At 69.8% G+C, this 26,227-nt stretch carries 25 protein-coding genes; 18 read left to right on the forward strand and 7 right to left on the reverse strand.

Going from position 1 to position 26,227, the window contains the following annotated elements; all coding sequences use genetic code 11:
- Window positions 1-73 precede the first annotated feature (73 nt).
- Window positions 74-1,498 carry a zinc ribbon domain-containing protein gene (locus M0R80_12005; protein ID MCK9460352.1) on the forward strand — a complete coding sequence of 475 codons (1,425 nt, stop codon included), beginning with the start codon at window positions 74-76 and terminating at the stop codon, window positions 1,496-1,498.
- Between the two features lie 230 nt (window positions 1,499-1,728).
- On the forward strand, window positions 1,729-3,780 hold the full coding sequence (locus tag M0R80_12010) for a zinc-ribbon domain-containing protein (GenBank protein MCK9460353.1): 2,052 nt from the start codon (window positions 1,729-1,731) through the stop codon (window positions 3,778-3,780).
- Window positions 3,781-3,813: 33 nt separating this feature from the next.
- Here the strand turns inward: M0R80_12010 and M0R80_12015 are convergent, their stop codons facing one another.
- The gene (locus tag M0R80_12015) at window positions 3,814-5,283 is read right to left on the reverse strand and encodes a leucyl aminopeptidase (protein ID MCK9460354.1); all 1,470 of its coding nucleotides are present in this window, start codon (window positions 5,281-5,283) and stop codon (window positions 3,814-3,816) included.
- A 221-nt stretch (window positions 5,284-5,504) separates the two neighbouring features.
- Here M0R80_12015 and M0R80_12020 point away from each other — a divergent pair, with 221 nt between their 5' ends.
- Both M0R80_12020 and M0R80_12025 read left to right on the forward strand, forming a co-directional pair.
- On the forward strand, window positions 5,505-5,798 hold the full coding sequence (locus tag M0R80_12020; protein MCK9460355.1) for a hypothetical protein: 294 nt from the start codon (window positions 5,505-5,507) through the stop codon (window positions 5,796-5,798).
- A complete protein-coding gene (locus M0R80_12025) occupies window positions 5,795-6,127 on the forward strand; it encodes a helix-hairpin-helix domain-containing protein (protein MCK9460356.1) in 333 nt (110 codons plus the stop codon). The genes M0R80_12020 and M0R80_12025 overlap by 4 nt, the downstream gene beginning before the upstream one ends.
- Before the next feature lie 3 nt (window positions 6,128-6,130).
- Here M0R80_12025 and M0R80_12030 read toward each other — a convergent pair whose 3' ends face one another.
- The 3 genes from M0R80_12030 to M0R80_12040 form a co-directional block, all read right to left on the reverse strand.
- Entirely contained in the window at window positions 6,131-8,563 is a 2,433-nt protein-coding gene (locus M0R80_12030; protein ID MCK9460357.1) for a hypothetical protein, read from the reverse strand.
- 40 nt (window positions 8,564-8,603) lie between these two features.
- Entirely contained in the window at window positions 8,604-9,125 is a 522-nt protein-coding gene (locus M0R80_12035) for a hypothetical protein (GenBank protein ID MCK9460358.1), read from the reverse strand.
- 63 nt (window positions 9,126-9,188) lie between these two features.
- On the reverse strand, window positions 9,189-10,046 hold the full coding sequence (locus M0R80_12040) for an esterase family protein (protein ID MCK9460359.1): 858 nt from the start codon (window positions 10,044-10,046) through the stop codon (window positions 9,189-9,191).
- Between the two features lie 102 nt (window positions 10,047-10,148).
- On the opposite strand from M0R80_12040, the gene lexA reads away from it, so the two are divergent.
- From lexA to M0R80_12090, 10 genes are all read left to right on the forward strand, one after another.
- Window positions 10,149-10,784 carry a transcriptional repressor LexA gene (lexA, locus tag M0R80_12045; GenBank protein ID MCK9460360.1) on the forward strand — a complete coding sequence of 212 codons (636 nt, stop codon included), beginning with the start codon at window positions 10,149-10,151 and terminating at the stop codon, window positions 10,782-10,784.
- On the forward strand, window positions 10,784-11,419 hold the full coding sequence (locus M0R80_12050; protein ID MCK9460361.1) for a recombinase A: 636 nt from the start codon (window positions 10,784-10,786) through the stop codon (window positions 11,417-11,419). The genes lexA and M0R80_12050 overlap by 1 nt, the downstream gene beginning before the upstream one ends.
- Entirely contained in the window at window positions 11,397-12,887 is a 1,491-nt protein-coding gene (locus tag M0R80_12055; protein ID MCK9460362.1) for a DNA polymerase Y family protein, read from the forward strand. Before M0R80_12050 ends, M0R80_12055 begins: the two co-directional genes overlap by 23 nt.
- Window positions 12,888-12,948: 61 nt before the next feature.
- Window positions 12,949-13,176 (forward strand): AbrB/MazE/SpoVT family DNA-binding domain-containing protein, encoded by a 228-nt coding sequence (locus M0R80_12060; protein MCK9460363.1) that lies wholly within the window; start codon window positions 12,949-12,951, stop codon window positions 13,174-13,176.
- Window positions 13,173-13,577 (forward strand): type II toxin-antitoxin system VapC family toxin, encoded by a 405-nt coding sequence (locus tag M0R80_12065; protein ID MCK9460364.1) that lies wholly within the window; start codon window positions 13,173-13,175, stop codon window positions 13,575-13,577. Before M0R80_12060 ends, M0R80_12065 begins: the two co-directional genes overlap by 4 nt.
- 96 nt (window positions 13,578-13,673) lie before the next feature.
- On the forward strand, window positions 13,674-15,452 hold the full coding sequence (locus tag M0R80_12070) for a DUF1538 domain-containing protein (protein MCK9460365.1): 1,779 nt from the start codon (window positions 13,674-13,676) through the stop codon (window positions 15,450-15,452).
- Window positions 15,449-15,829: a P-II family nitrogen regulator gene (locus M0R80_12075; GenBank protein ID MCK9460366.1), complete on the forward strand. Its 381-nt coding sequence runs from the start codon at window positions 15,449-15,451 to the stop codon at window positions 15,827-15,829. The genes M0R80_12070 and M0R80_12075 overlap by 4 nt, the downstream gene beginning before the upstream one ends.
- Complete coding sequence (locus M0R80_12080) at window positions 15,822-16,199, forward strand: hypothetical protein (GenBank protein MCK9460367.1); 378 nt, start codon at window positions 15,822-15,824, stop codon at window positions 16,197-16,199. Before M0R80_12075 ends, M0R80_12080 begins: the two co-directional genes overlap by 8 nt.
- Window positions 16,200-16,306: 107 nt before the next feature.
- Window positions 16,307-17,494, forward strand: coding sequence for an NAD-binding protein (locus M0R80_12085; GenBank protein MCK9460368.1), 1,188 nt, complete (start codon window positions 16,307-16,309; stop codon window positions 17,492-17,494).
- A gap of 1 nt (window position 17,495) precedes the next feature.
- Window positions 17,496-17,993: a cyclic nucleotide-binding domain-containing protein gene (locus M0R80_12090; GenBank protein MCK9460369.1), complete on the forward strand. Its 498-nt coding sequence runs from the start codon at window positions 17,496-17,498 to the stop codon at window positions 17,991-17,993.
- A 6-nt stretch (window positions 17,994-17,999) separates the two neighbouring features.
- Here M0R80_12090 and lat read toward each other — a convergent pair whose 3' ends face one another.
- Both lat and M0R80_12100 read right to left on the reverse strand, forming a co-directional pair.
- Window positions 18,000-19,319, reverse strand: coding sequence for an L-lysine 6-transaminase (lat, locus tag M0R80_12095; GenBank protein ID MCK9460370.1), 1,320 nt, complete (start codon window positions 19,317-19,319; stop codon window positions 18,000-18,002).
- Window positions 19,320-19,404: 85 nt separating this feature from the next.
- Complete coding sequence (locus M0R80_12100) at window positions 19,405-20,874, reverse strand: GspE/PulE family protein (GenBank protein MCK9460371.1); 1,470 nt, start codon at window positions 20,872-20,874, stop codon at window positions 19,405-19,407.
- 98 nt (window positions 20,875-20,972) lie between these two features.
- Between M0R80_12100 and M0R80_12105 the strand changes: the two genes are divergently transcribed.
- From M0R80_12105 to M0R80_12115, 3 genes are all read left to right on the forward strand, one after another.
- Complete coding sequence (locus M0R80_12105; GenBank protein MCK9460372.1) at window positions 20,973-22,430, forward strand: DegQ family serine endoprotease; 1,458 nt, start codon at window positions 20,973-20,975, stop codon at window positions 22,428-22,430.
- Window positions 22,431-22,520: 90 nt separating this feature from the next.
- Entirely contained in the window at window positions 22,521-23,483 is a 963-nt protein-coding gene (locus M0R80_12110) for an L-lactate dehydrogenase (GenBank protein MCK9460373.1), read from the forward strand.
- A 103-nt stretch (window positions 23,484-23,586) separates the two neighbouring features.
- On the forward strand, window positions 23,587-25,077 hold the full coding sequence (locus M0R80_12115; GenBank protein ID MCK9460374.1) for an IS1182 family transposase: 1,491 nt from the start codon (window positions 23,587-23,589) through the stop codon (window positions 25,075-25,077).
- A gap of 43 nt (window positions 25,078-25,120) precedes the next feature.
- Here M0R80_12115 and M0R80_12120 read toward each other — a convergent pair whose 3' ends face one another.
- Window positions 25,121-25,306, reverse strand: a complete 186-nt coding sequence (locus M0R80_12120) for a hypothetical protein (GenBank protein ID MCK9460375.1) — start codon at window positions 25,304-25,306, stop codon at window positions 25,121-25,123.
- Between the two features lie 102 nt (window positions 25,307-25,408).
- Here M0R80_12120 and M0R80_12125 point away from each other — a divergent pair, with 102 nt between their 5' ends.
- Window positions 25,409-25,834 carry a winged helix-turn-helix domain-containing protein gene (locus tag M0R80_12125; protein ID MCK9460376.1) on the forward strand — a complete coding sequence of 142 codons (426 nt, stop codon included), beginning with the start codon at window positions 25,409-25,411 and terminating at the stop codon, window positions 25,832-25,834.
- Window positions 25,835-26,227 lie beyond the last annotated feature (393 nt).

Consider the following 26,227-nt stretch of genomic DNA (forward strand, 5'->3'; position numbering starts at 1 on the left):
ACCAATGCGGTGAAACTGTTTAGTTTTCTAGTGTCGTCGCTGTCGCGCTCGGCGAGGGGTATTTGGGGAATCGATGAGATGTCTTCCGGCACTCCTGATCGCTCTCGTGGTCGCGGTCGCGGCGCCTTGCGCCAGCGGCTCCGCGGACAAGTACGCCGGCCAGTGGAAGCGCGTCTCGGCGAGCACCTCCGTGAAGATCGGGAGCTGGGGAGAGAACTGCGGGCCGGAGCCGAAGTCCTACTCGAACTCGAGCGTTGTCGAGGTCGAGATCGTCGCGCAGGGCAACCACCTCGTGTTCACGAAGGGCGGCCTGCGGACCGACAGGTGCTCCTCGGCCAATCCGCGCTTGATCACGAAGAGCGAGAAGATCACGGGCGCGCGCTGGGAGAGGGTGTGCGAGACCGCCCCCGACGATTCGAAGTACGAACGCGACGAATACTTCTACGTGGCGATCAACGATAACCGTATCGAGTACAAGGTGAAGTCCGACTACGACTGGACGCTCAAGGGCGACCACTGCGTGCTGTCGCTCGAAGAGCGCCGCGTCTTCGAGCGGTCCGGCACGTCCCTCAAGGGCGAGCCCGTCGGCGCGAAGGAGCCTGAGACGCCTGCGCCGAGCCCCGAGCCCGAGGTCGCAGGCGAGGCGCCCCCTGCGTGCGAGCGGCAGGGCGAGATCATGCGGATCCAAGTCTTTCCGAGAGATGCGGAGATCGGTCCGGGCGAACGGATCTGCTTCAAGGCCTCGGGCTTCGACGCGAGCGGGTGCAGGTTCGACGCCGCCGCAGTCTGGCTCGCGCAGCAGAACGGCGTCGAGGTGGGCGGGTTGATGTCGCGCGGCGGATGCTTCCAGGCGGGAGCCACGGCGGCCGAGTCGGAGGGCGGCTACGAGGTGATCGCGATGGCCGAGGGGAAGAAGGCTTCGGCGTCCGTGCGTGTCGTCTTCCCAGATCTGAGCGACCTCCTCCATGTCCGGCTCGATCCCGCGAGAGAGCTCGGAGCGCCGGCGGCCGCGGGCTCCGAGGCCGGAGGGGCTTCGGGCCCGGCCGCGACGAACTCCACTCCGGCGCCGATCGCCGCGCCCGAACCCGCAGGCGCACCGCTGCTGCTCATCCTAGCCGTCTGCTTGGTCATCGTCGTGGCGGCGGGCGTGGTCATCATCGTAATCGTTTTTCGTAAAAGAACAGCCGCGCGCGTGGACGAAGACGACGAAGATGCTGACGGCGGTGCTTGGCCGAAGGCGCCGAAGCAGGACCCCTCGAAGGTCAGCTGTCCCAAGTGCGGGGAGATGCTGCCGGCTGGCTCGCGCTTCTGCCCGCTCGACGGCACGGCGATCGCGTCGCCGGGGAGCTCGCCGAGCGTCCCCCCGCCCGACGCGCCTGGGATGGTCTGCCCCAAGTGCCACAGAGGATACGGCTCCGACGCGCGCTTCTGCCCACACGACTCCGCGAGGCTGGTCCCCTATCCGGAGTGGCGTTCTGGCAGGCGGAGCGGGCGTTGAGCGAAAACGCATTTTAATGCATCAAGATCGATTTTCTTGCAGTACTCTCAGATCGTCGTCCGCGTATGCTCGTCTGTAGGTGAGAACGGCATTTTAAAGCCTGACCACCTTGATTCGATATGGTTGTTTACTTAATATGTGCAGTTGCGTTCGGCTGGTGTGCCTGTGGATGGGCGTAGGGGCACGCCGCTTCGATCGGTAGAGGCGGCAGAACAACCCGAGGAAGTGAAATGAAAATCGTTTGCGAGAATTGCGGCGCCAAGTACTCCATCGCGGATGAAAAGATCAAAGGCAAGATTTTCAAAATCCGCTGCAAGAAGTGCAACGAGTCGATAGTCATTCGCGGCGACGCCCAGGCCGAGGCCGCGGCGGCTGCGCCTCCCATGGCGGCACCGCCCCCGATGCCTGCGGCCGACGTCGGGGCCGACGACGGTGACGCCGAGACGCGCGTGTTCGACTATTCGGGTTACCAGCAAGGTGGCGCGAGCACGGGCGGCGAGGCCGTGTGGCACATCGTCGTCGAGGGCAACCAGCAGGGTCCGTACACGACAGACCAGATCAAGGAGTACCTCGCTGGCGGCAACTTGGACTGGGAGATGTTCATCTGGCGCGAGGGGTTCGACGACTGGAAACCGATTCGCGACGTTGCCGACTTCAGCGGTGGTGCACCGGCGGCGCATGCGCCCGCGGCGGTAGCGGCGGTCGCTGCGAGCCCGTTCGCGGCGGCTCCGGCGGCGGAGAGTGGCGGTGGCTTGTTCGACGCGCCGTCGGGCGGCGGAGGGGGCCTGTTCGACTCCCCGGCGGCGAGTGGCGGGGGTCTGTTCGACGCACCGGCGGGCGGCGGGGGCCTGTTCGACTCGCCGGCAGCGGCGGCGGCGCCGAAGGCCGGCGGCTTGTTCGATGCGAAGCCGACGGGCGGCCTCTTCGGAGGCGGTGCGGCGGCGGCGACCCCCGGCGACGTGTTCTCTTCCGCGGCCTCCTCCGGCGCGGCTGGCGATGCGGGTGGTCTGTTCGGAGGCGGTGGCGGCGGTGCGGCCGGCGGCGGCCTCTTCGACGGCGCTGAAGGCGGCGGGGATCTCTTCGGAGAGAGCCAAGACGCGGAGGCGGGTGGCGGAGGGATCTTCTCGTCGGCCGGCGCGGGTGCGCCCGCGGCCGCGAGCCCGCGCGTGAGCGCCGCCCAATCGATGATGACCGGGCAGCGCAACGAGAACTCGGTGCTGTTCTCGCTGTCCAACCTGCAGGCGCTGGCGAGCTCAGCGGAGGCGCCGGCGGCGAAATCCGGCGGCGGCTTCTCGATGGGCGGCGAGGCGTCCGGCCTCATCGACATCCGCTCGATGGCGAGCTCGATGGGCGGACCCGAGAAGACCGGTCTCGACGATTTGATTTCCATAGGTGGTGGAGGGTTCGCTCCGTCGCTTGGCGCGCCGGTCCTCGCGGCGCAGCACACCGGCATAAGCCTCGGGGCGAAGATCGGGATCATCGGCGGCGGCGTGGCGGTGCTCATCGCGGCCGTCGTCGTGGTGGTCGTGTTGCTGCAGCCGGAGGAGCCCAAGGCCCCGACCGTCAACAACGCCGAGGTGGAGGCGCTCAAGGCCCAGATCGCCGCGCTCATGGCGAAGGGCGGGACCACGCAGGACGTCGCCGCGCTCCAGAACAAGCTCAACCAAGCGGAGCAGGATCAGTCGTCGGGCGGTTCGGAGCAGGACACCGCCGCGGCCGGCAGCGAGAAGGCCGGCGAGACGAAGAAGGCCGGCGAGACGAAGAAGGCCGGCGAGACGAAGAAGGCCGGGAGCGGCGGCGGCGGCGGAACCAAGGACAAGGGTGAGACCAAGGACACGGCGAGCGGCGGCACCGGCGGAAGCTCGGCCGCGAGCACCGACACCGGAACGAAGCCGAAGAAGGGCGGCGTCGACGAGCTCGACGACCTGCTCGGCGGCTCTGGCGGAGGCACCGCGAAGAAGAAGGAAGAGCCCAAGGCAGGGGGGACCACCGGCGGCGGCAGTGCCGGCGGCGGCGGCAGCTTGCCGGCGAAGCTCGAACGCCCCCAGGTTCAGGCGGGGATGAACGCCGTTTCGGGGGCGGTTTCGAAGTGCGGCCAGGGGCAGACCGGCACTGTCACCGTCCAGGCGACGATCGCCCCGACCGGGCGCGTCACGAGCGCGACGACGACCGGCACCTTCGCGGGGACCCCGGCCGGGCTCTGCGCTGCGCGCGCCGTCCGCGGAGCGCGGTTCCCGCAGACGCAGAGCTCGCTCACCGTGACCTACCCCTTCAAGTTCTAGCCGGCGCCCGGCGGAACCGGGCCTCTCGGACGATCAGCTCCGGGCGAGGAACGCGAGGCACGACAGCACGCCGTAACCGGTCGCGCCGCGCGGGCACAACGGCGTCGCGTGCTCCGCGCGCGCCGGTCCGGCGATGTCGACATGGAGCCACGGGATCTCCGCCTTGACAAACCGCTTCAGGAAGAGGCCCGCCGTGATGGTGCCACCGAACCGTCCGCCCTGGTTCTTGATGTCCGCGACGTCGCTGCGTAGATCGCGCTCGAGCTCGTCCGCGAGCGGGAGCCGCCAGGCGAGCTCGCCGGCCGAACCGGCGGCTGTCTCGAAACGCCGTGCGAGGGCGTCGTCTGATGTGAGAAACCCGGCACGGCAAGGGCCGAGCGCGACCGGACAGGAACCGGTCAGGGTCGCGAAATCCACGATCTCGTCCGCGCCGAGCTCGCTGGCGTAGGAGAGCGCGTCGGCGAGGAGCAGCCTCCCTTCGCAGTCGGTGTTGACGATCTCGACGGTCGTGCCGGAGTAGCCCTCGACGACGTCGCCGGGCCGGCTCGCGCCCGGACCGACGCCGTTCTCGGCGAGCGGGATCAGTGCGTGGATTTCGGCGTCCACGCCCAGTTCCGCCGCCGCGCAGACCGCCGCGAGCACGAGCGCGCCGCCGGCCATGTCGGTCTTCATGTCGGACATGGATCTGGCGGGTTTGATGCAGAGCCCGCCGGAGTCGAAGGTCACCCCCTTGCCGACCAGCACGACGCGTCGGCGCGCGCGACGCGTCGGCTTGTACGTCAGGTGGACGAGCCGCGGTTCGACCCCGGAGCCCACCGCGACGGCGAGGACGAGGCGCATACCGCGCCGCTCGAGCTGCGCCGCGTTCCACACGCGGCAGACGAGCTTCTTCTCCCGCGCGATCCGCCTGGCCGTCGCCGCGAACTGTGACGGGCCGAGCGAGCTCGCGGGCTCGTTTACGAGATCCCTGCAGAGGTTGACCGCAGCGGCTCGGGCAGCGGCCTCGTGGAACGCGGCCCGAGCGGCGGATCGTCCGGAGGTCGCGTGGATCCCGACGGCGAACTTGCGGATCTCCGCGCCGGTCGCGGGCTTCGAACGGTGTGCGTCGAACCTGTAGCTCGCGAGGTGCAGCGCCTCGACCGCCCAGCCGAGGAGCTGTGAGGCGTCGGCGTCCACGAAGAGCGCGGCGGTCTTCACCCGTTGCCTGGTCGCGACGACGTACGCCTTTGCCACGGCATCCCTGACCGCCGCCGCAGCTGCCCCACGGTCGCCGAGCCCGATCACCGCGACCCGGCGCGTCCGACCGCCGAGATCGCCGCGCCATTCGAGCACGCGGGCTTCCTGTCCCTTGAACGACTCCTCCGACGCCTGCGCGCGGATGGCGCCATCGCTCCGCCCGTCGAGGTCGTGAAACGCCCGGTTGTCCGCGCCCTCGCGGAAGAGCACGACGACGAGCGCGGCGTCGCACGCATCCATCCGCTTTCCGGTCCATTCGACTCGCATCTTCCCTGCTCCCGCCCCCCGGCGGCCATCCAAGATGCCCGGCGGGTCCCGCTTTGTCAAACGCCGGCGGCGTCCGGCGCCGGCCGCCGGCGGCGCCGCCGCGCGAGGCGATTCCCGGAGCGCCGTTTCGGCGATCCGCTCCTGGCACGCGACGTGCAAAGTGCGTCCGCGTGCTCGTCGCGACGGAGCCGGAGCGGAGGCAAAAAAAAAGGAGACGGAGATTGGAAGCGAAGGAAGAAGGGGAGCCCGCCGCTCGCCGCGTGATGAAGATCTACACGGTGATCGAGAAGCCGGGGGCGAGCAAGGGGATCTGGTTGGAGATCGGGGTCGCCACGGAAAACCGCGACGGCTCGATCTCCGGGAAGCTGGACTGCCTGCCGGTGAGCGGCAGCATCCAGGTGCGACAGTGGGAGCCGCGGCGCTACGACAACGGTGACAGGCGCCGCGCGGACGAGAAGGCCGCGGGGAGCGGCTACAACCAACCGCCGTTCAGGCGGCCAGGAGGAGAGAGATGAAGAAGGCCAACAGCATCGTGATCGCGTTCGTGGTTATGTCGGCAATCTGTGCGGCGGGCGGCGGCGCGCTCGCCGCCGAGGCGGGATCCGCGGCGAACGCCGTCGTGAACATCAACACCGCCACGGTCGCCGAGCTCTCGCTGCTTCCGGGCGTGGGGCCGTCCAAGGCCGAGGCGATCGTGAAGTACCGCGCCGAGAGGCCGTTCAAGCAGGTCGACCAGATCATGCGCGTGAAGGGCATCGGCAAGAAGAGCTTCCAGTCGATGAAGCCCTACCTGGCGGTCGAGGGGCCGACGACGCTCAAGTCCAAGGTCAAGCTGAGCAAGTAGCGATCAGGGTTGGACGCCGGGCAGGGTGCGCTCGAGCAGCGCGGCCAGCTCTTCCGGGAGCTTGTCGAGGAGCTTGAGCCGCGTGTACGCGGGAACGAACGACGGATCCAGGTCGATCGCCTCTCGGAGGTAGCGCAGGGCGCCGCGATCGTTGCCCTGATCGATGTTCGCGACGGCGTATGAGTACGACAGCTCGGCGTCCTTCACCCCCGACTTGTACATCTCGAACGTCACGCCGAACGCCTTGAACACGAAGGCGCCGCCGCGATCCAGGTTCATCCGGACGAGGGCGATCTTGGCCGCCCAGGACTCGTCGATCCCGACACCCTTGACGACCTTGTCGGCCGCGCTCGAGAGCGTGCGATCCGCGTTGCCGCGGTCCCCCTTGGCGCTCTGCGCCTTCGCCTTCAGCTCCGCGATCTCCGCGGCCCAGCAGCCCGCCGTCGGGAACGCCGCCTCCGCGCTCGCGATGACCTCGTCGAACTTTTCCGCCGCGAGATCCCGCTCCATGAGCGCCACGGCGATTCCGGGCTCCTTCGCGTCGGCGCCCTCGGCCAGGGCGGCGTCGAGCTCCGCCGTGGCGCGTTCGGGCGTCTTCGATCGCCTGAAGGCCGCGATGCGCAGGCCGGCGCACTCCGCGCTCTTGCACGGAGCGAGCACCTCCACCGCGCGCTCCGCGAGCCCCATGGCGGTGTACGCATCCGCAAGCGCCGCGAGGATCCCCGTGCCCTCCGGCTCGATCTTCGCGACCTCGTCGAGCTCCCCGACGGCCGCCTCGCGCCCCTCGGTGAGCCAGATCGCGAGCGCCCTGTCCACGCGCGCGCGAAGATCCCCTTCGCTCGCCGCCACCGCCGCGTCCGCGGCCTTCCGCAGCGCGGCGGGCGCGATGTGGCCGCGCATCAACCGCGCCGAGAGCGCCGCGACGCAGGGGACGTCCCGCTTCGCCTTGGACTCGAAGGCGGCCTGGAGTCGGTTCACGCTCCAGGCGTGCCACGCGCGGATGGCGTCCGAGCACGCCTCCTCCTCGAACCGCTCCGCGAGCGCCGAGACCCCCTTCGCGTCGCCCCTGCGCCGCAGCAGATCGTGCATCTCGAGGGCGACCCACTGGAGCCTGGCGTCGATCGAAGCGGGCATCGCCGCCTTCGCGCCCTCGGCGTCGCCGCTCCGTACCGCGAGGATCCAGGCGAGCTCGCCGGAGGCGCCGGGTTTCATCGCGGCGATCGTCTTCGATGCCGCGGCGACGTGGTGCAGGTCCAGGTGGCAGCGGGTCTTGATGCTCGCGATCTCGACGCACTTCCGCTCGTCCGCGGAGGAGAGGATCTCGAGCGCGGCGGCCGGGCCGTCCTCGCGCCTGATCGCGAGCGCGTACCACGCCAGCGTCTTGTCCGACTTCTTCTTGGCGAGGGAGGCGCGCAGGTCGGCGACCGCCTCCTTCGTGTCGCCCGACGCGAGGTTGGTGCGGCCGGAGAGGAGGAAGCCGAAGGCGCCGATGTTCGCCGGCGCGTCGCCGAAGTGCGACTTGAGCGTCGAGATGTCGTCGAGCAGCGCGGCCGCCTGCGCGGGGTCGGCGACCTCGTCCCATTCCGGCAACCGCACGGCGATGGAGCCGAGCGCGCCGATCAGGTCCCCGGGGGAGAGCGTCAGCAGCTCGGCCGAGTACCCCTTCACCGCGAGGATGTCGCCGTCGTCGATCGCGTTCAGGAGCGCGATCTGCGCGGTCGGGAGGTAGTGCGGCGAGCTCTGCCGGAGGTCGGCGATCGCCTTCGCCTCGTCGTCGGCGCGGCCGAGCGCCCGGAACGCCCAGGCGCGAACGAGCCCGAGCCGCGGATCGCCGGGGAACGTCTTGAGCCCCTGGTCGGCGAGCCGGATCGCCTGCTCGTCGCGCCCGTCGAGGTGCTCGGCGCCGGCGCGGGCCGCCAACCCGAGCGCCGTCGTGTCGTTCTCGATGAGCGCGAGCGACGGGGACGCGGCCTGCCGGTACTTGTCCTTCGGGCCGAACAGCTCGGCGAGGAGGACGGAGTGCCACGCGTTGGCGGCCTGAGCGTTCCGGCGGCCGGCATGGCGATCAGCGAGCGCGGCGAGCGCCTTCTCCATCGCGACCAGGCCGTCCATCTCGGCCTTCGATTCGACCGCCGCGGCCTCCTCGATCTTGTTCTCCACGCTGCGGGCGACGAGCCTGTCGTTCGTGAAGACGCCGATGACGGCGAGCAGCAGCACGACGATCGCGACGAAGAGCGGCCACCGGATCTTGCGCCAAAGCCGGACGGATTTGGGCATCGCCAGGACGGGGATGCTCTCCCCGCTCCTGTTCGGGTTCAGCAGCTCGGCACGAGCCTGCACGTCGCGAATGAAGGAGGGTGTGTCGTCGCGACTCTTCTTGTCCCTCCAAGCGGAATCGCGTTCCTGGAAACCCGGCTTGTCGCTTCGACTGCCCATCTCTTGCTTCGTTCACACCTGCCCGGCCGGCCGCCCGTCCCTACTCGCCCTTGTTTTCGGCCCGGCTGCGAATCGCGGCGCCCTCGGTCTCGAGGGTGCGGCGTCTCTCGATGGCGCCGATCCTCGACCTGGCGGAGTCGGGGAAGCTCTTCGCGTCCGCGTGCGCCTCCGCGTACTCGAGGAGCTTCTTCCACGCGTCGTACGCGGCGTCCCAATCGCCGCTCTTTTCCTGCACCACGGCGGTGGCGAACATCGCCTTCGCGTGGAGGACGACGTCCTTGTCCCCGGCGATCGTGGCCGCCGTGTTGAGCGCCGCGACCGCCTCGGGGAATTCGCCGAGCTTCGCCTTCGCCGCGCCGATGAAATAGTACGCCGCCGCCTTGCCGCTCGTCGCTTCCTTGGCCGCCTCGTACTTCTCGAGCGCGCCCTTGGTGTCACCGCTCACGTACAGCTTGTGGCCGGCCGTGAGCATGGCGTCGTAGGAGCTGCCGACCGGCACATCGGCGAGGGCGACGGCCGGGATGGCGACGAGCGCGAGGGCGACGGCGGATGCGCGCAGCATGGATCCTCCTCTACGAAATGGATACGAAAACGTGGACACTATACTCCAAAACACCTTGCCGGGCTACAGGTTACCTCGGTCGAGGAGAACGCGCAGAGCCTCCTCGATGACCGGCGCCCAGTACCGCCAGCCGTGCCCTCCGTCGTACTCCGTGAAGACGTGATCGATGCCCAGCGCCGCCAGGTGGTCGCGGAAGTGCTTCGTCGTGCGGAGGAATTCGGGATCCTCGCGCGACCCGGCCGCGAGGAAGATCCGCTGGTCGAAAGCAGCCTTCCTGCGCTCGGCGATCTCGTAGATGTTGTGCGCGTCGAAGAACTCCTGGTCGCTGCCGTCGCTGAAGACGCGCTCGAGATCCACGAAGAAGCGCATCCGCGAGGTGCGGAGCAGCCGCTTCGCGTCCGCCTCGTCGAGGAGGAGCCCCGAGAGGCTGCCGCACCCGCCGAACAGCTCCGGGTGGCGCATGCCGATCTGCAGCGCGCCGCCGCCGCCCATCGACACGCCGAGGATGACGCGGCGCTCGCGGGTCGGGCGCACGCCGAGGAGCGCCTCGGCCGCGGGGAGCACCTCCTCGAGGATGTAGTCCTCGTAGGGGTGGCTGCCGTCGTGCCAGTTGGTGTAGAAGCCGCGCTCCCCGTCGGGCATGGAGAGGTGGGCCCGCGGGACGCGGCCGCTCTCCATGGCGTCGAGCAGGCGGGCGGAGAGGCCGAACCTGTCGAGGGAGCGGTGATCGTCGCCCATCCCGTGGAGCAGGACGACGATCGGCAGATCGCGCGGATCGACGTCCGGGGCGGCGGGCGCGCGCAGCACCGAGAAGCCGAGCTCCTCGTCCAGGATCTCGGATCGCACCTCGCCGTACTCCAGGCGGGGCTCGGGCGCGGCGCAGGCGCAGAGCGCGGCGGCGAGTATCGGGATGGCCCGCATCGAAGATCCATAGCACGCATTTTTCTCCTCGCGGCGCGAAGGCCGTTGTGTGCCATACATTTGTATGGTATCAGGGATCCAGGTGCCGAGAGGAGGTCCCGCATGTCCCCGAAGACGCCGCCCGGTCAGACGAGACGCCAGGTCCTGAAGTTCGTCCGCGAACGCCTGCTCGCCGGTCGGCCGCCCACCGTGCGCGAGGTCCAGGAGGCGTTCCGCTTCCGCTCCGTGCAGTCGGCCCGGGAGCACCTCGAGGGGCTCGTGGCCGAGGGCAAGCTGGTCAAGGAGAGCGGCGTCGCCCGCGGATACCGGCTGCCGCCCGCCTCGGTGTTCGGCACGCCGGCGCTCGTGCCGCTGCTCGGCCGGGTCCAGGCCGGCGACCTCACGGCCGCGATCGAGGAGCCCGACGGTGGATACATCAGCGTGCAGGTCCCCTCACTCGACGAGGGGCTCTTCGCGCTGCGCGTCCGCGGCGAGAGCATGAGCGGGGCCGGCATCCTCCCCGGCGACGTCGTCGTGGTGCGGCGGCAATCCACCGCGTCCTCGGGCGACATCGTCGTGGCGCTTGTGGGCGACGAGGCGACCGTCAAGCGGTTGCGGCGGGTGCGCGGGCGCGCCGAGCTCCACCCGGCCAACCCCGCGTTCGCGCCGATCGTCCCGGCACAGGGAGAACTCGCCGTCCTCGGCGTGGTGATCGAGGTGCGCCGCTACCTGGAGGGGCCGTTCGCGGCCGCCCGCTGATGCCGCGCCCGGCGCCCTCGCTCGCCGACATCCTCGACGCCAGGCACGTCGACCGGGGCGCCGCGAGCGCCCGCCGCTCCGCGCCGAGCTGGGGCCTCGACGCCCTGGCCGGGAGGCTCGTGGAGCTCGCGGCCGGGGACGAGCCGGCCCAGCTCACGGCGGCGTTCACGGCGGTGCGGGGCGCGCAGCGGCGCGGAGAGATCGCGGCCTGGGTGACCTCGGAAAAAAGCAGCTTCTTCCCGCCGGACGTCGCCGCGGCCGGGGTCGATCTCGGCGCGTTGATCGTCGTCCGCCTCTCGTCCGCCGCGCAGATCCCGCGCGCCGCGGACAGGCTGATCCGCTCCGGAGCGCTGGGCCTGGCCGTCCTCGACCTGGCCTCCGACGACGGCGCCGCCGCGCCGTTCCCCGCGGCGTACGAGTCGCGGCTCGCGGGCCTCGCGCGCCGGCACGGGACCGCCGTGATCCTCCTCGCCGACGCCGATCGGGGGATGCGCCTCGGGCCGCTCGTCTCCCTGCGCGGCGAGGCGCGGCGCCGCGGCGAGCATCGGCTCGAGATCCGGATCGTGCGCGACAAGCGGGGCGCTTCGGGGACGATCCACGCGGAGCCGTGCCGTGGACCGGCTGGCCTGCGTTGACCTCCCGGCGCTGCCGCTGCAGCTCCTCGGCCGCCGGCACCCGGAGTGGAAGGGCGCCCCGGCCGCCGTCGTGGCTCGGGACGCGCCGCAGGGGGAGATCCTGTGCGCCGACGCCGAGGCGCGCAGGCTCGGGGTGAGCCCCGGCCAGCGCTACGGCACCGCGCTCGCCTTGTGCCCGCAGCTGCGCGCGGGGACCGTCCCGGCCGCGGAGGTGTCGCGCGCGGCGGGGGAGGTCGCGGATCTCCTCGCGCGGTTCTCGCCCGGGGTCGAGCCGTCGGCCGACGCGCCGGGGGTCTTCTGGCTGGCCGCGTCCGGCCTCGAGCGGCTGCACGATTCGGCGACGGCCTTCGCGCGAACCGTGCGGGCCGCCCTCCGGGAGATCGGCTTCGAGGCGAGCGTGGCCGTCGGGTTCAGCCGGTTCGGCGCCTACGCCCTGGCCCGGTCGGTCCAGGGCGCCGTCGCGACGCGCAGCCCCGAAGAGGAGCGCGCCGCCGCCGGGAGGACGGCGCTCGCGGGCTACGACCTGCCGCCGTCCGCGAGGGGAGCGCTCGCGCGGCTCGGCGTCGTCACGATCGCGCAGCTCCTCGCGCTGCCGCCGGACGGGCTCCTCACGCGCTTCGGCCCCGAGGTGCACGCGCTCGCCCTCCTCGCGCGGGGGGATGCGTGGCGGCCGCTCGCGCCCAGGGCGCCTTCGGAGCGCTTCGCCGCGGAGATCGCGCTCGACTACGCCGACGCGGACGCCGAGCGGCTCGGGTTCCTCGCCAAGGGGCTGCTCGACCCGATCCTCGCGCGGCTCGCCGCCCGCAGGGAGGCGGTCGCCGAGCTTGAGCTGCGGATCGATCTGGACCACCACCCGCCGCTCCTCGCGCGGCTCCGACCCGCGGCGCCCACCCTGGACGCGCGCGTGCTCGTGGAGCTCGTGCGCCTGCGCCTCGAGGCCACGGAGCTCGGCGCGGGGGCGGTCGGCATGGCCTTGGAGGCGCGCGCCGTCGAGGCCGATCCCGAGCAGCTCCGCCTGTTCGCCGAGCGCGGGAGACGCGATCTCGACGCGGCGAACCGGGCGCTCGCCCGGCTGCGCGCGGAGCTCGGCGACGCGGCCGTGGTGCGGGCGCGGCTCACGGAGGGGCACCTGCCGGAGGCGCAGTTCGCCTGGGAGCCGCTCGATCGCGCCGTCTTCCCGTCCTCGGGCAGCGCGGCGGCTCTCCCCATGCCGCTCGTCCGCCGGATCCGCGCCCGCCCGACGCCGCTCGGCACGCGTCCGGCGGGCGGCCCGCAGGGGATCCACCTCGGCGGCCTCGCGGACGCGCCGGTGAGCCGGGCGGACGGGCCGTACGTGATCTCCGGCGGCTGGTGGCAGCGCGAGGTGCACCGCGAGTACTACTTCGCGAAGACGAAGAACGGCCGGATCCTGTGGGTGTACTTCGACCGCCGCCGCCGCCGCTGGTTCCTGCACGGCGAGGTGGCGTGACGGAGTCTTGATCAATGAAGTAGGAAAAACTACTTTGATGGTAGGAAAGCGAGGCGCGCCCATGAAGGCGATCGTTTCCGAAAAAGGGCAAGTCACGATCCCGATGGCGCTCCGCCGCAGGCTCGGCATCAGCGCGGGAACCGTGATCGATTTCGAGGCCGCCGAGGGACGGCTCGTGGGCGAGAAACGGGAGCTCTCGGAAGATCCGGTGGCCGCGGTCACCGGTATCGTCAAGCGCGCGAGAGGGGTGGACGACTACCTCTCCCGAACGCGGGGGCCGGTCGAATGATCACCGCCGTCGACACCTCGGTCCTGCTCGACGTCTTTGCTGCGGATCCCGCGCATGTCGAAGCGTCCCAGCGCGCTCTCAGGCGCGTCATACACGAGGGGGCGATCATCGTTTGCGACGTCGTTTTGGCCGAGTTGCGGCCGTGGTTCGCGACCCGCGAGGCGTGCCTCGAAGCGCTCGAGACGCTCGGTGCGACCTTCGTACCGTCCGGCCGCGATGCGGCGCTGACAGCAGGGGAGGCGTGGCGCGCCTATCGGAGGAGCGGCGGGAAGTGCGACCACCTGATCCCGGACTTCCTCGTGGCCTCTCACGCGAAGCATCACGCGGAAAGGCTCCTCACTCGTGATCGGGGCTTCTACCGCAGGTGGTTCAAGGGGCTCTCCGTCATGGAGCCCGCGTAGATCGATCAGCGCAGCTGCCGACTACAGCCTTGTGGAACCCGGGAACCGTCCCTATAATTCCCCTTCCCAAGTTGGGGGACGGATCGCGGGAGCACCATGGCCAATTCGTATCGCTACGGAGACTACGCCCGCGAGATATCCGCGACCCACAAGTCGCTGAGCTACAACGACCTCGTACCCAAGCCGACCACCGACGAGCACGGGCGGGCGATCCCGTCGGCCGCGCCGCGGCTTGTTTTGCGCCTGGTGGACGTGTTCAGGATACTGAAACCCTACGTGAGCGTCCGCGCCGTCGAACAGCTGAGGGCGGTCGTGCCGCTGGCGCTGGGGCTCGTCCTCTTCCAGATCCTCATTCTGCAAGGCCGGATCGAGGATCGGTACGTCGTGGTCGCCGGGATCTGCGCCGTCATCGTCGGGCTGATGCTGTTTCTCGAGGGGCTCAAGGTCGGGCTCATGCCGTTCGGCGAGGCGATCGGCGACTCGCTCCCGGCCAAGCTCCCCCTCCCGGCAGTCCTGCTCGTCACCCTGCTGCTCGGGGTCGGCGTCACCTTCGCGGAGCCGGCGATCGGCGCGCTCAAGGCGGCGGGCTCGATCATCCGCGTGGAGCAGGCGCCGTACCTCTACGCGCTGCTCAACCAGTGGTCGACGGCGCTGGTGCTCGTCGTCGGAGCCGGGGTCGGGGTGGCGGCCGTGCTGGGGACCTTGCGGTTCCTCTACGGGTGGCGGCTCGCCAGGATCATCTACGCGACCATCATCCCGACGATCGGCCTCACGATCTACGCCATGCTCCACCCGCACCTCTCGGCCATCGTCGGCCTCGCCTGGGATTGCGGCGCCATCACGACGGGTCCGGTCACCGTGCCCCTCGTCCTCTCCCTCGGCATCGGCGTGAGCGCGGCCGCCGGGAGGGGCGGTTCCACCATCTCCGGGTTCGGCATCGTCACGTTGGCCTCTCTGTTCCCGATCCTGTTCATCCTGATCCTGGGCATCGTGCTCGTGAACGCCTACACGCCAGATATGATCATCGACGGGGCGCGGGCCGCCGCCGCCGCCGCGGCCTCGCAGACGTCGATCCCGTGGTACGCCCGGACCCCGGGCGCCGAGATCGTCATGGGCCTGCGGGCGATCGTGCCGCTCCTGCTCTTCCTCATTCTGGTCATGAAGGCGGTCCTCCGGAAGAAGATCAGGAACCCGCAGATCGTCGCGTACGGCGTCACCCTCGCCGTGCTGGGCATGATCGTCTTCAACCTCGGCCTCACCTACGGCCTCGCGAAGCTCGGCAACCAGGCCGGCGGGCTCATGCCGGCGGCGTTCGCGGCGATCGACGCGGTGGCGCAGTCGCCCATCTACACCTACTCCCTCGGCATCGCCATCGCGCTCGTGTTCGCCTGGGCGCTCGGTTTCGGCGCCACCCTGGCGGAGCCCGCGCTGAACGCCATGGGCAGCACGGTCGAGAACATGACGAACGGCGCCTTCCGCAAGTCGTTCCTGTCGTTCTCGGTGGCGGTCGGCGTCGGTCTCGGCATCGCGCTCGGCGTGACCAAGATCGTTTTCGACGTGAAGATCGCGTACCTGCTCATCCCCGCCTACGCGGCGGCCGTGCTCCTCACCGCCTTCTCGGACGAGGACTACGTCAACGTGGCGTGGGACAGCGCCGGCGTCACGACCGGCCCGGTCACCGTGCCGCTGGTCCTGGCGATCGGCCTCGGGTTGGGTGACGCGGTCAGCGTCGTAGAGGGCTTCGGGATCCTCGCCATGGCCTCGGTTTGCCCGATCGTGTCGGTCCTGGCGACCGGGCTCTTCGTGCAACGGCGGATCCGGCGGCGGGCTGCGGAGAGGGCACAGGTCGCGCTATCGGAGGTCAAGTCGCTATGAGCGAGAGGGAGATCACGGTGCTCACGGACGTGGCGCTGGTCACGTGCGTGGTGCAGAAGGGGGGCGCCGACGCGGTGGTCGAGGCGGCCCGGCAGGCCGGTGCGCAGGGTGCGACCGTCCACTACGCCCGTGGGTACGGCGTGCGCGAGCGGCTCGGCATCCTCGGCGTCGCGGTGGACGTGGAGAAGGAGGTCGTCGACATTGTCGTGTCGACCGATCAGACCGATCGCGTCATGGAGAGCATGTACCTGGCCGGCAAGCTGGACACCCCAGGGATGGGGTTCATCTGCGTCCGCCCGCTCGAGAAGGCCGCGACGTACGTCCCGCGGAACGTTCTCGAGCGGCTCGAGCGGAAGTGCGAGGAGGCCGATGACTGACGGTGCCGCCGCACGCCGGTGGTCGAAGGAGCTCGCCCGGCCGAGCCGCGCCGTCGTCTGCGTTCTGCCGCGCGGGGAGGCGCTGCCGATCCTCGAGGCGCTGCGCGTCGACAAGGGCGTCGCCACCGCCTTCCTGCACAACGCCCGCGGCGCGGCGTTCGCCGGGGGGGGGCGGAGGAGCGGCATGGGGCGCGAGGCGGAGAAGGACATCCTGACGGTGTTCGCGCCCGAGGAGCGCGCGGACGAGCTGTTCGAGTACCTCTACGAGAAGGTCGGGATCGCGGAGCGCCCGCAGGCGTTCCTGTACATGGAGAGGCCGGCGGCGGTGACGCCGTTCGCGCTGCCTGGGCACGGCCAAGGGCCCTGCTAGCGGGCCTCGGCGACCCGGGGCGCGTTGCGCGCACACGCTTCGTTTCACCGCGGTGAGATGCTATATAGAGCGGACTGACCATCTCGCGGCGCGAGGGGAGGGGCCTGATGTTCGAACCGGCGAAACCGGTGATAGGCGGCGGGAGAAGCGGCCTGGCGGAGCTCCTCAAGGCGGGGTTCGTGTCCCCGTTCGCGCGGCTTTACGACAACCTGCGGCTCTTCCGCCGCGAGGGCGTCTCCTTCTATCTCCTGTTCCTTTTCGCCCTCGTCGTCGTGAGCGGGCTGGTGTTCGTCGCCGTCGCGACCGACGGCTTCGGGGCGCTCCTGCGCCCGCGCGCGATCGCCGCGGACCGGGCGCTGACGATCGTCGTCCTCTGTCTCGCGATGGCGTTCGCGGTCCTGCTCGGCGCCAACATCACCTCGGCCCTCACGGCGAGGAAGATCAAGGAGGTGAGAGGTTTGAACCACGCCGTGAATCAAAGGAAGCACCTCCTCGTGCTCGGCTGGAAGGAGCGCATGGCCGATCTGCTCGAGGGGCTGCTCGCGGAACGCGACCTGGGCGCCGAGAACGTCGTCGTCGTCGCGGACATCGACGCCGAGCGGGCCGAGGACCTGATGTCGGATCCGGATCTCACCGGCGTCCGCGTGGTCCGCGGGCCGCACTACGCCGAGAAGACGCTCAAGCTCGCCGCGCCGGACAAGGCGAGCGCGGTGCTGCTGCTCGCCGACGAGTCGAAGCCCGGGAGCAACGACTTCGAGATCGACTCCCGCACCGTGATGGCCGCCCTCGTCCTCGCGAAGCACGTCCGCAACGCGCACGTGGTCGCGGAGCTCCTCGACGAGAGCCACGAGGCGTTCCTGCGCAACTCGCGGATCGTCGACGAGATCATCTACCCGCGGAGGTACGGCGGGCAGCTGCTCCGGCTCGCCATGGACGGCATCGGGCTCGTGAACACGTTCAACGCGCTCGTCCAGGGGCAGGGCGAGGGGCAGGTCGTCACGTGCCGCATCCCGGACGCCCTGATCGGGCGGCCGTTCGCCGAGCTGCGCGCCGAGATCGGCCGCGAGCGGCCGGGCGCCCTGGTCATCGGGCTCGTCGAGCACACGGGCAAGCACGCCGAGCGCAAGGCCGAGGCGCTGCGCGAGGCCCAGCGCACCCCGGACGTCAAGCGGCTCGTCGAGAACCTGAAGGCGGTCAAGACGCTCGTCGCGAACCAGCCGCGGCTGAACCCGCCGGAAGATCACGTCGTCAAGGCGAACACCCTGGCGATCGTCATCGAGCGGAAGGAGGGTTGAGATGGAGCCCACGCTTCAAGAGCGGCTCGCCGCGATCCCGATCTTCGCCCGCGCCTTCGCCGAGTGCCCGAAGGACGCCGAGCACCTCGTCGGGGCGCTCGTCGCGCACAGGTTCGAGCCGGGCGCCGTCATCCTCGAGGAGGGCGAGGAGGGGACGTGCTGCTACATCCTGCACCGGGGCCGCGTCCGCGTGGAGAAGAAGACGCCGCAGGGCGACACCTACCCGGTCGCGATGATCGACGCCGGCGCCAACGCCGTGTTCGGCGAGCCCGCGCTCCTCGCGACCGATCGCCGCGGCGCGGCGGTCGTCGCCGAGACCGAGGCCCAGTGCTACTCCCTGTCCAAGAACGACTTCGACGCCATGGGGGACGAGCACCCGCGCCTCGGCCTGCTCATCACGCGCGAGGTCGCCCGCGTCCAGGCGCAACGGCTGACGAAGACCAACAACGATCTCGTCACCATGTTCACCGCGTTCGTGTCCGAGATCGAGGACGGGTAGAGGAGGCTAGAGGTTCTTCTCGAGGAGCCGCATCGCCTCGTCGATCTCCTTCGTCGTCACGTTGAGGCAGCCGCGGAAGCGGACCGACTTCGTGCCGCTCGCGAGCGTCGCGAGCCCGGCATCCCAGCACTTCGTCCGCAGCTCGTTGCGGGCCGCGGTGTCCTTCATGTCGAACGCGACGAAGAGGCCCTTGCCGCGGACGTTCGAGATCCTGCCGCCGCTCTTGGCCGCGAGGCCGTTCAGGTTCTCGAGGAAGTACGCGCCCACCTTGGCCGCGTTCTCGACGAGGCCGTCCTCCTGGATGATCTCGGCGTACTTGACGCCGCGGATCATGTCGACGAGGTTGCCGCCCCACGTGGAGTTGATGCGGCTCGACTTCCTGAACACGTTGTCCTCGACCTCGTCGATGCGCGCGGAGCACATGACGCCGCACACCTGGGCCTTCTTGCCGAAGGCGAAGAGGTCGGGCCGCATGTCGTAGTGCTCGTAGGCCCAGAGCTTGCCCGTGACGCCCATGCCGGACTGGACCTCGTCGAAGATGAGCAGGAACTCGTTCTCGTCGGCGAGCTCGCGGAGCTTCTGGAAGAACTCCTTGCGGAAGTGGTTGTCGCCGCCCTCTCCCTGGATCGACTCCACGATGAGACAGGCGATGTCGTCCTTGTTGTCGCGGCAGGCCTTCTCGATCTCGTCGATCGCCTGCTTCTCGACCTTCTCGACGTCCGCGATCACCTCGGGCGTCACCGGGAAGCGGAGCTTCGGGTTCACGATCCGCGGCCACTTGAACTTCGGGTAGAAGTCGGTCTTGGTCGGGTCGGTGTTCGTCAGCGACATGGTGTAGCCGGTCCGGCCGTGGAACGACTCGCGGAAGTGGATCACCTGCTGGCCCTTCTCGCCCTGGATCCCCTTGGCGAGGTTCTTCCGGACCTTCCAGTCGAACGCGGCCTTGAGCGCGTTCTCGACGGCGAGGCCGCCGCCGGCGACGAAGAACATGTACTTCATGTACGCGGGCTTCACGAGCGCCGCGAAGCGGTCGACGAACGCGCCGTACTCCTTGCAGTAGATGTCGGAGTTCGCGGGGTTCGCGATCGCGGCCCACTTGAGCGACTCGAGGAACTCCGCGTCGCCGTGCAGCTTCGGGTGGTTGTGCCCGACCGGGAGCGAGGCGAAGTAGCTGTAGAAGTCGAGGTACTCCTTGCCGGTCGCGGCGTCGACCATGTACGAGCCGTGGCTCTTCTGGAGGTCGATGATGAGGTGGAAGCCGTCGACGAGGATGTGTTTCTTCAGGGTGTCGATCACCTTGCCAGCGTCCATTGTGTATTTCGACATGTTCGTCCTCCTTACAAGCCTTCTTACTATCAGTTGACGATTAGCAACACCCCCTAACGCTCGGGGGAAGAAAGGGGCCGCGGGCTCACTCCCGCGTCACCGTGCGCGCGACCTCCTCGGGCGTCGTGACGCCGAGCGAGACCGCTCGGATCGCCGACTCGTAGAGCGTCCGCATGCCCGCCCGCCGCGCCATCGCGTGGATGGCGTCGATCGCCGCGCCGTCCGTGACGGCCTTGCGGATCTCCTCGGTCACCTCGAGGATCTCGAAGAGCGCCGTGCGGCCGAGGTACCCCTCGCCGCCGCACGCCTCGCAGCCGGCCCCGTGGAAGATCCGCAGGCCGGGCGGCGGCACCGCGACGCCGAGGTCGCGCAGGTCGTGCTCGGTGGGGCCGCGCTCCTTGCGGCAGTGCGGGCAGATCTGCCGCGCCAGCCGCTGGGCGACTACGGCGGTCACCGCCGCGTTCAGCGAGTACGCCGCCACGCCCATCTCGAGCAGGCGCGAGAAGGCGGCCGCGGACGAGCCGGCGTGGACCGTCGTGATGAGCAGGTGCCCCGTCATGCCCGCCTGGATCGCGATGCGCGCGGTCTCCAGATCGCGGATCTCGCCGACGAGGATCACGTCCGGATCGTGGCGCAGCAAGGCGCGCAGCCCCTTGTCGAACGTGAAGTCGCGCTCCTCGTCGACCTGCGACTGGTTGATCCCCTCGAGATCGACCTCGATCGGGTCCTCGAGCGTGGCGATCGAGCGGACCGACCGGTGCTGCGCCTGGATCTCGCGGAGCATGGCGTAGATCGTCGTCGTCTTCCCGGATCCGGTCGGGCCCGTGAGGACGATCATCCCCTGCGGGAGCGAGAGCAGGCGGCTCATCGTGCGGAGATCCTGCTCGTCCAGACCGAGATCCGCGAGGTCGAGCCGGCGGTCGCCGCCGCCCAGGATGCGGATCACGATCCGCTCGCCGTGCAGGGTCGGCATGAAGGCGATCCGGAAGTCCGCGCTCGCGAGCCCGGAGCGCAGGAGCTCGCGTTGGACGGTGCCCGGGTTCTTCGACTCGGCGCCGAAGCGCCCGTCCTGGGGCAGCGCCTCGCGGTAGACGACGAGGTTCGCGATCACCTTGAGCCGGTTGACGATCGGCTGCGCGAGCGGCCGCGGGATCGTGCACACGTCCGTCATCATCCCCTGGATGCGGTAGCGCAGGCCGATGCCGTCGCGCTTCGGATCGAAGTGGATGTCCGAAGCCCCGGCGGCGATCGCCTGGAACACCGTGTAGTCGACGAGCAGCGGGACGTCGGGCGCCTCGGCCTTCGCGAAGGACGCGACGCGGGCCGCCACCGCCGCGAGCGCCTCGGGCCGGAAGTCGCGGCGCCGGGCGCCGGCACCCTCCTTGGGGCCTTTGCGGAACGGCACGAGGCTCGCGACGAGGAGGACGACCGCCGCGAGGAGGAACGGCCACGGGGGCGCGGGGATCGCCCACCCGAAGGACGGCGCGTGCCGGACGAGCGCGCCGGCCGCCGCGAGGAGGAGGGCGGCCATGAAGATGCGGTAGTGCTTGATCACGACGGCGAGCATAGCAAGCCCGGCGCGGCCGTGAAATAAAGATGCCGCCTCGCGTGTTCCGGAACCGGCAAGACGCGATGTCGAAGGGAGGCAACGGGATGCCGAGAGTCAAGGCGAAGAGGATCTGGTTGACTTGCCTCGTCGTGGTCGTCGCGGCGGTGGCGTGCGGCGCGGCCGGCGCCCAGGGCGACAAGGGCGCGGACAAAGGGAAGGGCGGGCCGCTCAAGCCCACGACCTACGATCCGCAGCTCTCGTTCGCGCCGCTCGTGGAGAAGGTGGCCCCCGCGGTCGTCAACATCCAGACGAAGACGAAGGTGAACCTGCCCGGACTCTCCGATCCCGGCGGGTTCTTCGAGTTCTTCTTCGGGCCGCGCGGGCGCGGCGGGCCGATGCAGCCCCGGGAGCGGACGCAGCAGGCGGCGGGTTCCGGCTTCATCATCGAGAAGGACGGCCTCGTCGTGACGAACCACCACGTCGTGGACGGCGCGACCGAGATCGAGGTCCAGCTCGCGGACGAGCGGAGGTTCGACGCCGAGCTCGTGGGCTCGGACGAGCGAACCGATCTCGCGCTGCTCCGCCTGCGCGGCGCCAAGGGGCTCCCGACGGTCGAGTTCGGCGACTCCGACAGGCTGCGGGTCGGTGACCACGTCGTCGCCATCGGCAACCCGTTCGGGCTCGACCACACGGTGACCGCCGGGATCGTCTCCGCCAAGGAGCGCGTCATCGGCGCCGGCCCGTATGACGCCTTCATCCAGACGGACGCGTCGATCAACCCCGGCAACTCCGGCGGGCCGCTGTTCAACCTCGAGGGGCAGGTCGTCGGCATCAACACGGCGATCGTGCCGCAGGGGCAGGGGATCGGGTTCGCGATCCCGTCGTCGCTCGCCGAGGAGCTGCTCGTCTCGCTGCGGAGCGGCGGCAAGGTCGTGCGCGGGTGGCTCGGGCTCGTGTTCCAGCCGCTCGACGAGGCGCTCGCCAAGGCGTTCGGCGTGGAAAGGGACAAGGGCGCGCTGGTCGCGGACGTGACCGCCGGCTCGCCCGCCGAGAAGGCGGGCATCCTCGTTGGCGACGTCATCGTCGAGGTCGACGGCAAGGCGCTCGAGAGCGCGCGCCGGCTCCCGGCGCTCGTCGCCAAGCTCAAGCCCGGGACCAAGGCGCCCGTCACGATCGTGCGGCAGGGCAAGCGGAAGAAGATCGACGTGGAGATCGGCGAGATGCCGGCCGAGATCGCCGGCGACGCGCCGAAGAAGGCCGGGAAGCCCGGGGAGGGCGCGACCGCGGCGGCGCTCGGGTTCTCGGTGCGGCCGCTCGACGAGGGGATGCGCCGGCGGCTCGGCGCCGCGGGGGTGGACGGGGTCGTCGTGGCCGAGGTCGATCCGGAGTCGCCTGCCGCCGAGGCGCTGCGCTCGGGCGACGTGATCTCGGAGCTGAACCGCACGGCCGTGCGCGACGTCGCCGGTTTCGAGGCGCTCGCCAAGGGGCTGAAGAAGGGGGACGACCTCCTCCTTCGGGTCTTCCGCCAGGGCGCCTGGTCCTATCTCGTCATTCGCCTATAATGTCCTCGAGGAGGACGCCGCCGTGACCAATCCGGAAGCGCCCGTTCGGGGCGTGGAAGCGGCGACAACAGCAGGACGGAGGATGGACGGATGGGACACACCGATGACAAGCACCAGATAGTGATCGTGGGCGCGGGACGGGTCGGGGCGACGACGGCGTACGCGGCGCTCGTGTCGGGGATCGCCGACACCATCACGCTCGTCGATTTCGATCCCAAGCGCGCCGAGGGCGAGGCGATGGATCTCATGCACGGGCTGCCGTACGTGGCGCCGGCCACCGTGCGCGCGGCCGGGTACGAGGCGTGCCGCGAGGCCGACGTGATCATCGTGACCGCGGGGGCGGCGCGGCAACCCGGCGACACGAGGCTCGAGCTCGCCAAGCGCAACCTCGCGGCCTTCGCGGAGATCGTCCCGAAGATCGCCGAGCAGACGCGCGAGGCCGTGCTGATCATCGTGTCGAACCCGGTCGATCTCCTCACCCTCGCGGCGCAGCGCATCTCGGGGCTGCCCCCGTCGCAGGTCGTCGGCACCGGGACCGTGCTCGACACGTCGCGGCTCCGGGCGATTCTCGGCGAGCACTTCGCGGTCGACGCGCGCAACGCGCACGCCTTCGTGGTGGGCGAGCACGGCGACTCCCAGGTCACGCTGTGGAGCGCGGCGCGAGTCGCCGGCCTCACCCTCCCCGACTTCGCGAGGGCGGTCGGGAAGGACTGGAACGAGGACCTGGCGCGCGCGCTCGAGAAGCAGGTCACCACGGCCGGGGCCGAGGTGATCAAGCGGAAGGGCGCGACGAACTTCTCGATCGGGCTCGTGGCGGCCCACCTCGCGCGCACGATCCTGCGCGACGAGCGATCCATCCTGACCGCGAGCTCCGTGCTGCACGGCGAGTACGGCCTCGCGGACGTCGCGCTATCGATCCCGTGCGTCGTCGGGCGGGAGGGCTGCGCCAAGACCCTGGCCATGTCGATCGACGCCGGGGAGCGGGCCGCGCTCGAGGCGTCGGCGGCGGCGCTGCGCAAGGTCTACGCCGACATCGGCGGCCCGAAGGGGTGAGGGGGATGGGGGGATGGGGTCAGGACCCATGGACCTGTTGCCCAAATAGATATCTTTCTCCGGCCCGCTTGATATCATCGGCGTAGATGAGGAGGACGTGCCGATGATGGGGCGCCAGGACGAACCGCAGGGGAAGCTGTTCACGGTCGGATTCTCTCTCGACAGACGCATTCGGAAGGATCATCTGCTGCGGCGCATCGCCGAGGCGGTGGACTTCGATTTCATCTACGACGAGGTGGCCGAGAAGTACGGTCGTAACGGCAACGTGTCGGTGCCACCGCCGGTGCTGCTGAAGCTGATGCTGCTGCTCGCGCTGTACAACGTGCGGTCGGAGCGCGAGCTGATGAGCGCGCTGCCTGAGCGGCTCGATTGGCTGTGGTTCCTCGGCTACGACCTGGACAGTGAGATCCCGAACCACAGCGTGCTGTCGAAGGCGCGGCGGCGCTGGGGCGAGGAGGTGTTCCGCCGCGTGTTCGAGCGGGTGGTGCGGCGGTGCGTCGAGGCGGGGCTGGTGACGGGCGACAAGATCTTCGTGGACTCGAGCCTGGTGGCTGCGGATGCGTCGCAGGACTCGGTGGTGGACACGCGGAGCCTAGTGGCGCAGCTGTCGGAGAAGTACGAGCAGCTGGAGAAGCGGCTGGACGAGCAGCCAAGCGCGCGGGAGAGCGGTCCGCACTCGGAGGTGAACGCGCGGTACGTGTCGGCGACGGACCCGGACGCGGCGATCGTGAAGCGCGGCGACTCGCGGCTGCGGTACCAAGGGCACCGTGCGGTGGACGCGTCGGGTGTGATCACGGCGACGGCGGTGACGCCGGGCGACGTGAACGAGGCGCACCTGCTGATGGATCTGGCGAAGCAGCACGAAGAGACGACGGGCATCGCCGTGGAGACGGCGGTGGCGGACAGCAAGTACGGGACTGCGGAGAACTACCTGGCGTGCCGGGATGCGGGGATGCGGGCGCACATCCCGACCATGAGCGGAGGCACAGCGAAACGCCTCGAGAAGCGCGGCCTGTTTCTGGAGGACCGGTTCGCGTACGACGCGGCGCGCGACGTGTACGTGTGCCCGGCCGGGCGCGAGCTCAGGCGGCGGACGGTGCACCAAGGGCGCCACAGCTTGGAGTACATGGCGTCGAAGCGCGACTGCCGGGCGTGCGAGCTGCGCGAGCAGTGCACGCGGAGCAAGACGGCGCGGACGGTGATGCGGCACCTGCGCGAGGAGGAGCTCGCGGCGATGCGCGCCGCGGCGAAGACGCGAGCGGCGAAGCGCGACCTGAAGCTGCGGCAGCACCTGTGTGAGGCATCCTTCGGGAACGCGGTGAGATACGGCTTCAAGCGCGCGCGATGGCGCAGGCAGTGGCGCGTGGCGATCCAGGACTACGTCATCTGCACGGTGCAGAACATCGAGAAGCTCGTGCGACACCTGCGCCAGTGCGAGTCCGGCGCGGCGGCGGTCGCCTTGCGGCGCCCGATCGGTCCTGTCGGCGGCCTCTCGCGTCTCTACGCGCTTCTCTGGTCGCATATTGTCGCAACGATCGCCATCGGCGCGAGCCGCGCTCAGTCGAACCGTCGGTCATTGCCTGCGATCACGTGAAAACGAGACTGGTTAAAAACCGGTTTCGGGCAACAGGTCCCCATCACTTGTCACATAGCTCCGCGTCGAACCGCCGCAGGACGTTCGCCACCTGGTTCGTCGACATCTCGAGCGCTGTGGGCATGACGTGGTGCCAGGCTCCGGGCAAGTCGATGCGGGGTTGCCTCGCCATCGTTTCATAGCGCTGCCCAAGCTGGTCGATCGTCGGGTTCCGATCAAGATTCTGCACGGGTGCCCGCGGATCGTGACTGATCGCGCTTGACCGCGCCGTTGCTGCGCTTCCAATTGATCCAAGGAGGCGCAAAGCATGCCAGCACCCATCCCTGTCCCAATGCGACGAGCAGTCATCGCGTTGACCGGAAAGCTCGAAATCGAAGAGATTGCAAGCCACCTCAAGATCGGTTCGGCGACGGTGAAGAGGGTGCGCAAGCAGTTCCGCGAGACCGGCACCGTCGAGCCGAAGACGCCCGTGAAACGCGGTCCGGATCCGCTCATCGACGCCGCCGCGGACGAGGTGATCCACGTGCTCGTCGTCGAGCGCTCCGACGCGACGCTCGAGGAGCTCGCGGCGATGCTCGACGAGCGCACCGGCGTGAAGGTGTCGAAGTCGTCGATGGGGCGGGCGCTCCAGCGCCTGGGCATCACGCGGAAAAAAACGATCCGCGCCGCCGAGCAGTCGGGATTCGGGATTGGGGTCAAGACCCGTCACTTGTCACATAGCTCCGAGTCGAGCCGCTCGATCCATCGTCTCATCTGATTGCTCGCCCCGTCGAACCGCCAAAGGACGTTCGCCACTTGGTTCGTCGACGTCTCGAGCGCTGCGGGCATGACGTGGCGCCAGGCTCCGGGAAAGTCGATGCAGGGTCGCCTCGCCATCGGCTCGAAGTAGGCGACCCACCCGTATGTGACAAGTGATGGGTCCTGGTGCGACCGAGGTCTATCGGTCCGTTGGGAAGGAAGGAGGCGATGACTTCCTGAAATTCGGATGAGTCGTCCAGCGGGTGAGAGTCCCGCCCGATCAAAGCCGAGCCCGGCGGGTCGGAGGCGAGCCTTGCGACGGCGGAGGCAACGACGTCGGCGAAGCGTAGGCGCGCGGGCGCACGAGCCGTGGGGATGCGGCCACGAAATATCAGTTATTCCGGATGCCCAG

The organism is Pseudomonadota bacterium, assembly GCA_023229365.1.
Lineage (GTDB): Bacteria > Myxococcota_A > Polyangia > JAAYKL01 > JAAYKL01 > JALNZK01.

Coding starts and splice junctions, on each gene's coding strand:
- M0R80_12090 (MCK9460369.1), top strand. CDS start 17,496: ATGGAGCCCACGCTTCAAGAGCGGCTCGCCGCGATCCCGATCTTCGCC.
- M0R80_12070 (MCK9460365.1), top strand. CDS start 13,674: ATGGCCAATTCGTATCGCTACGGAGACTACGCCCGCGAGATATCCGCG.
- M0R80_12060 (MCK9460363.1), top strand. CDS start 12,949: ATGAAGGCGATCGTTTCCGAAAAAGGGCAAGTCACGATCCCGATGGCG.
- M0R80_12085 (MCK9460368.1), top strand. CDS start 16,307: ATGTTCGAACCGGCGAAACCGGTGATAGGCGGCGGGAGAAGCGGCCTG.
- M0R80_12005 (MCK9460352.1), top strand. CDS start 74: ATGAGATGTCTTCCGGCACTCCTGATCGCTCTCGTGGTCGCGGTCGCG.
- M0R80_12030 (MCK9460357.1), bottom strand. CDS start 8,563: ATGGGCAGTCGAAGCGACAAGCCGGGTTTCCAGGAACGCGATTCCGCT.
- M0R80_12075 (MCK9460366.1), top strand. CDS start 15,449: ATGAGCGAGAGGGAGATCACGGTGCTCACGGACGTGGCGCTGGTCACG.
- M0R80_12010 (MCK9460353.1), top strand. CDS start 1,729: ATGAAAATCGTTTGCGAGAATTGCGGCGCCAAGTACTCCATCGCGGAT.
- M0R80_12040 (MCK9460359.1), bottom strand. CDS start 10,046: ATGCGGGCCATCCCGATACTCGCCGCCGCGCTCTGCGCCTGCGCCGCG.
- M0R80_12015 (MCK9460354.1), bottom strand. CDS start 5,283: ATGCGAGTCGAATGGACCGGAAAGCGGATGGATGCGTGCGACGCCGCG.
- M0R80_12105 (MCK9460372.1), top strand. CDS start 20,973: ATGCCGAGAGTCAAGGCGAAGAGGATCTGGTTGACTTGCCTCGTCGTG.
- M0R80_12125 (MCK9460376.1), top strand. CDS start 25,409: ATGCGACGAGCAGTCATCGCGTTGACCGGAAAGCTCGAAATCGAAGAG.
- M0R80_12115 (MCK9460374.1), top strand. CDS start 23,587: ATGATGGGGCGCCAGGACGAACCGCAGGGGAAGCTGTTCACGGTCGGA.
- M0R80_12110 (MCK9460373.1), top strand. CDS start 22,521: ATGGGACACACCGATGACAAGCACCAGATAGTGATCGTGGGCGCGGGA.
- lat (MCK9460370.1), bottom strand. CDS start 19,319: ATGTCGAAATACACAATGGACGCTGGCAAGGTGATCGACACCCTGAAG.
- lexA (MCK9460360.1), top strand. CDS start 10,149: ATGTCCCCGAAGACGCCGCCCGGTCAGACGAGACGCCAGGTCCTGAAG.
- M0R80_12065 (MCK9460364.1), top strand. CDS start 13,173: ATGATCACCGCCGTCGACACCTCGGTCCTGCTCGACGTCTTTGCTGCG.
- M0R80_12050 (MCK9460361.1), top strand. CDS start 10,784: ATGCCGCGCCCGGCGCCCTCGCTCGCCGACATCCTCGACGCCAGGCAC.
- M0R80_12080 (MCK9460367.1), top strand. CDS start 15,822: ATGACTGACGGTGCCGCCGCACGCCGGTGGTCGAAGGAGCTCGCCCGG.
- M0R80_12035 (MCK9460358.1), bottom strand. CDS start 9,125: ATGCTGCGCGCATCCGCCGTCGCCCTCGCGCTCGTCGCCATCCCGGCC.
- M0R80_12025 (MCK9460356.1), top strand. CDS start 5,795: ATGAAGAAGGCCAACAGCATCGTGATCGCGTTCGTGGTTATGTCGGCA.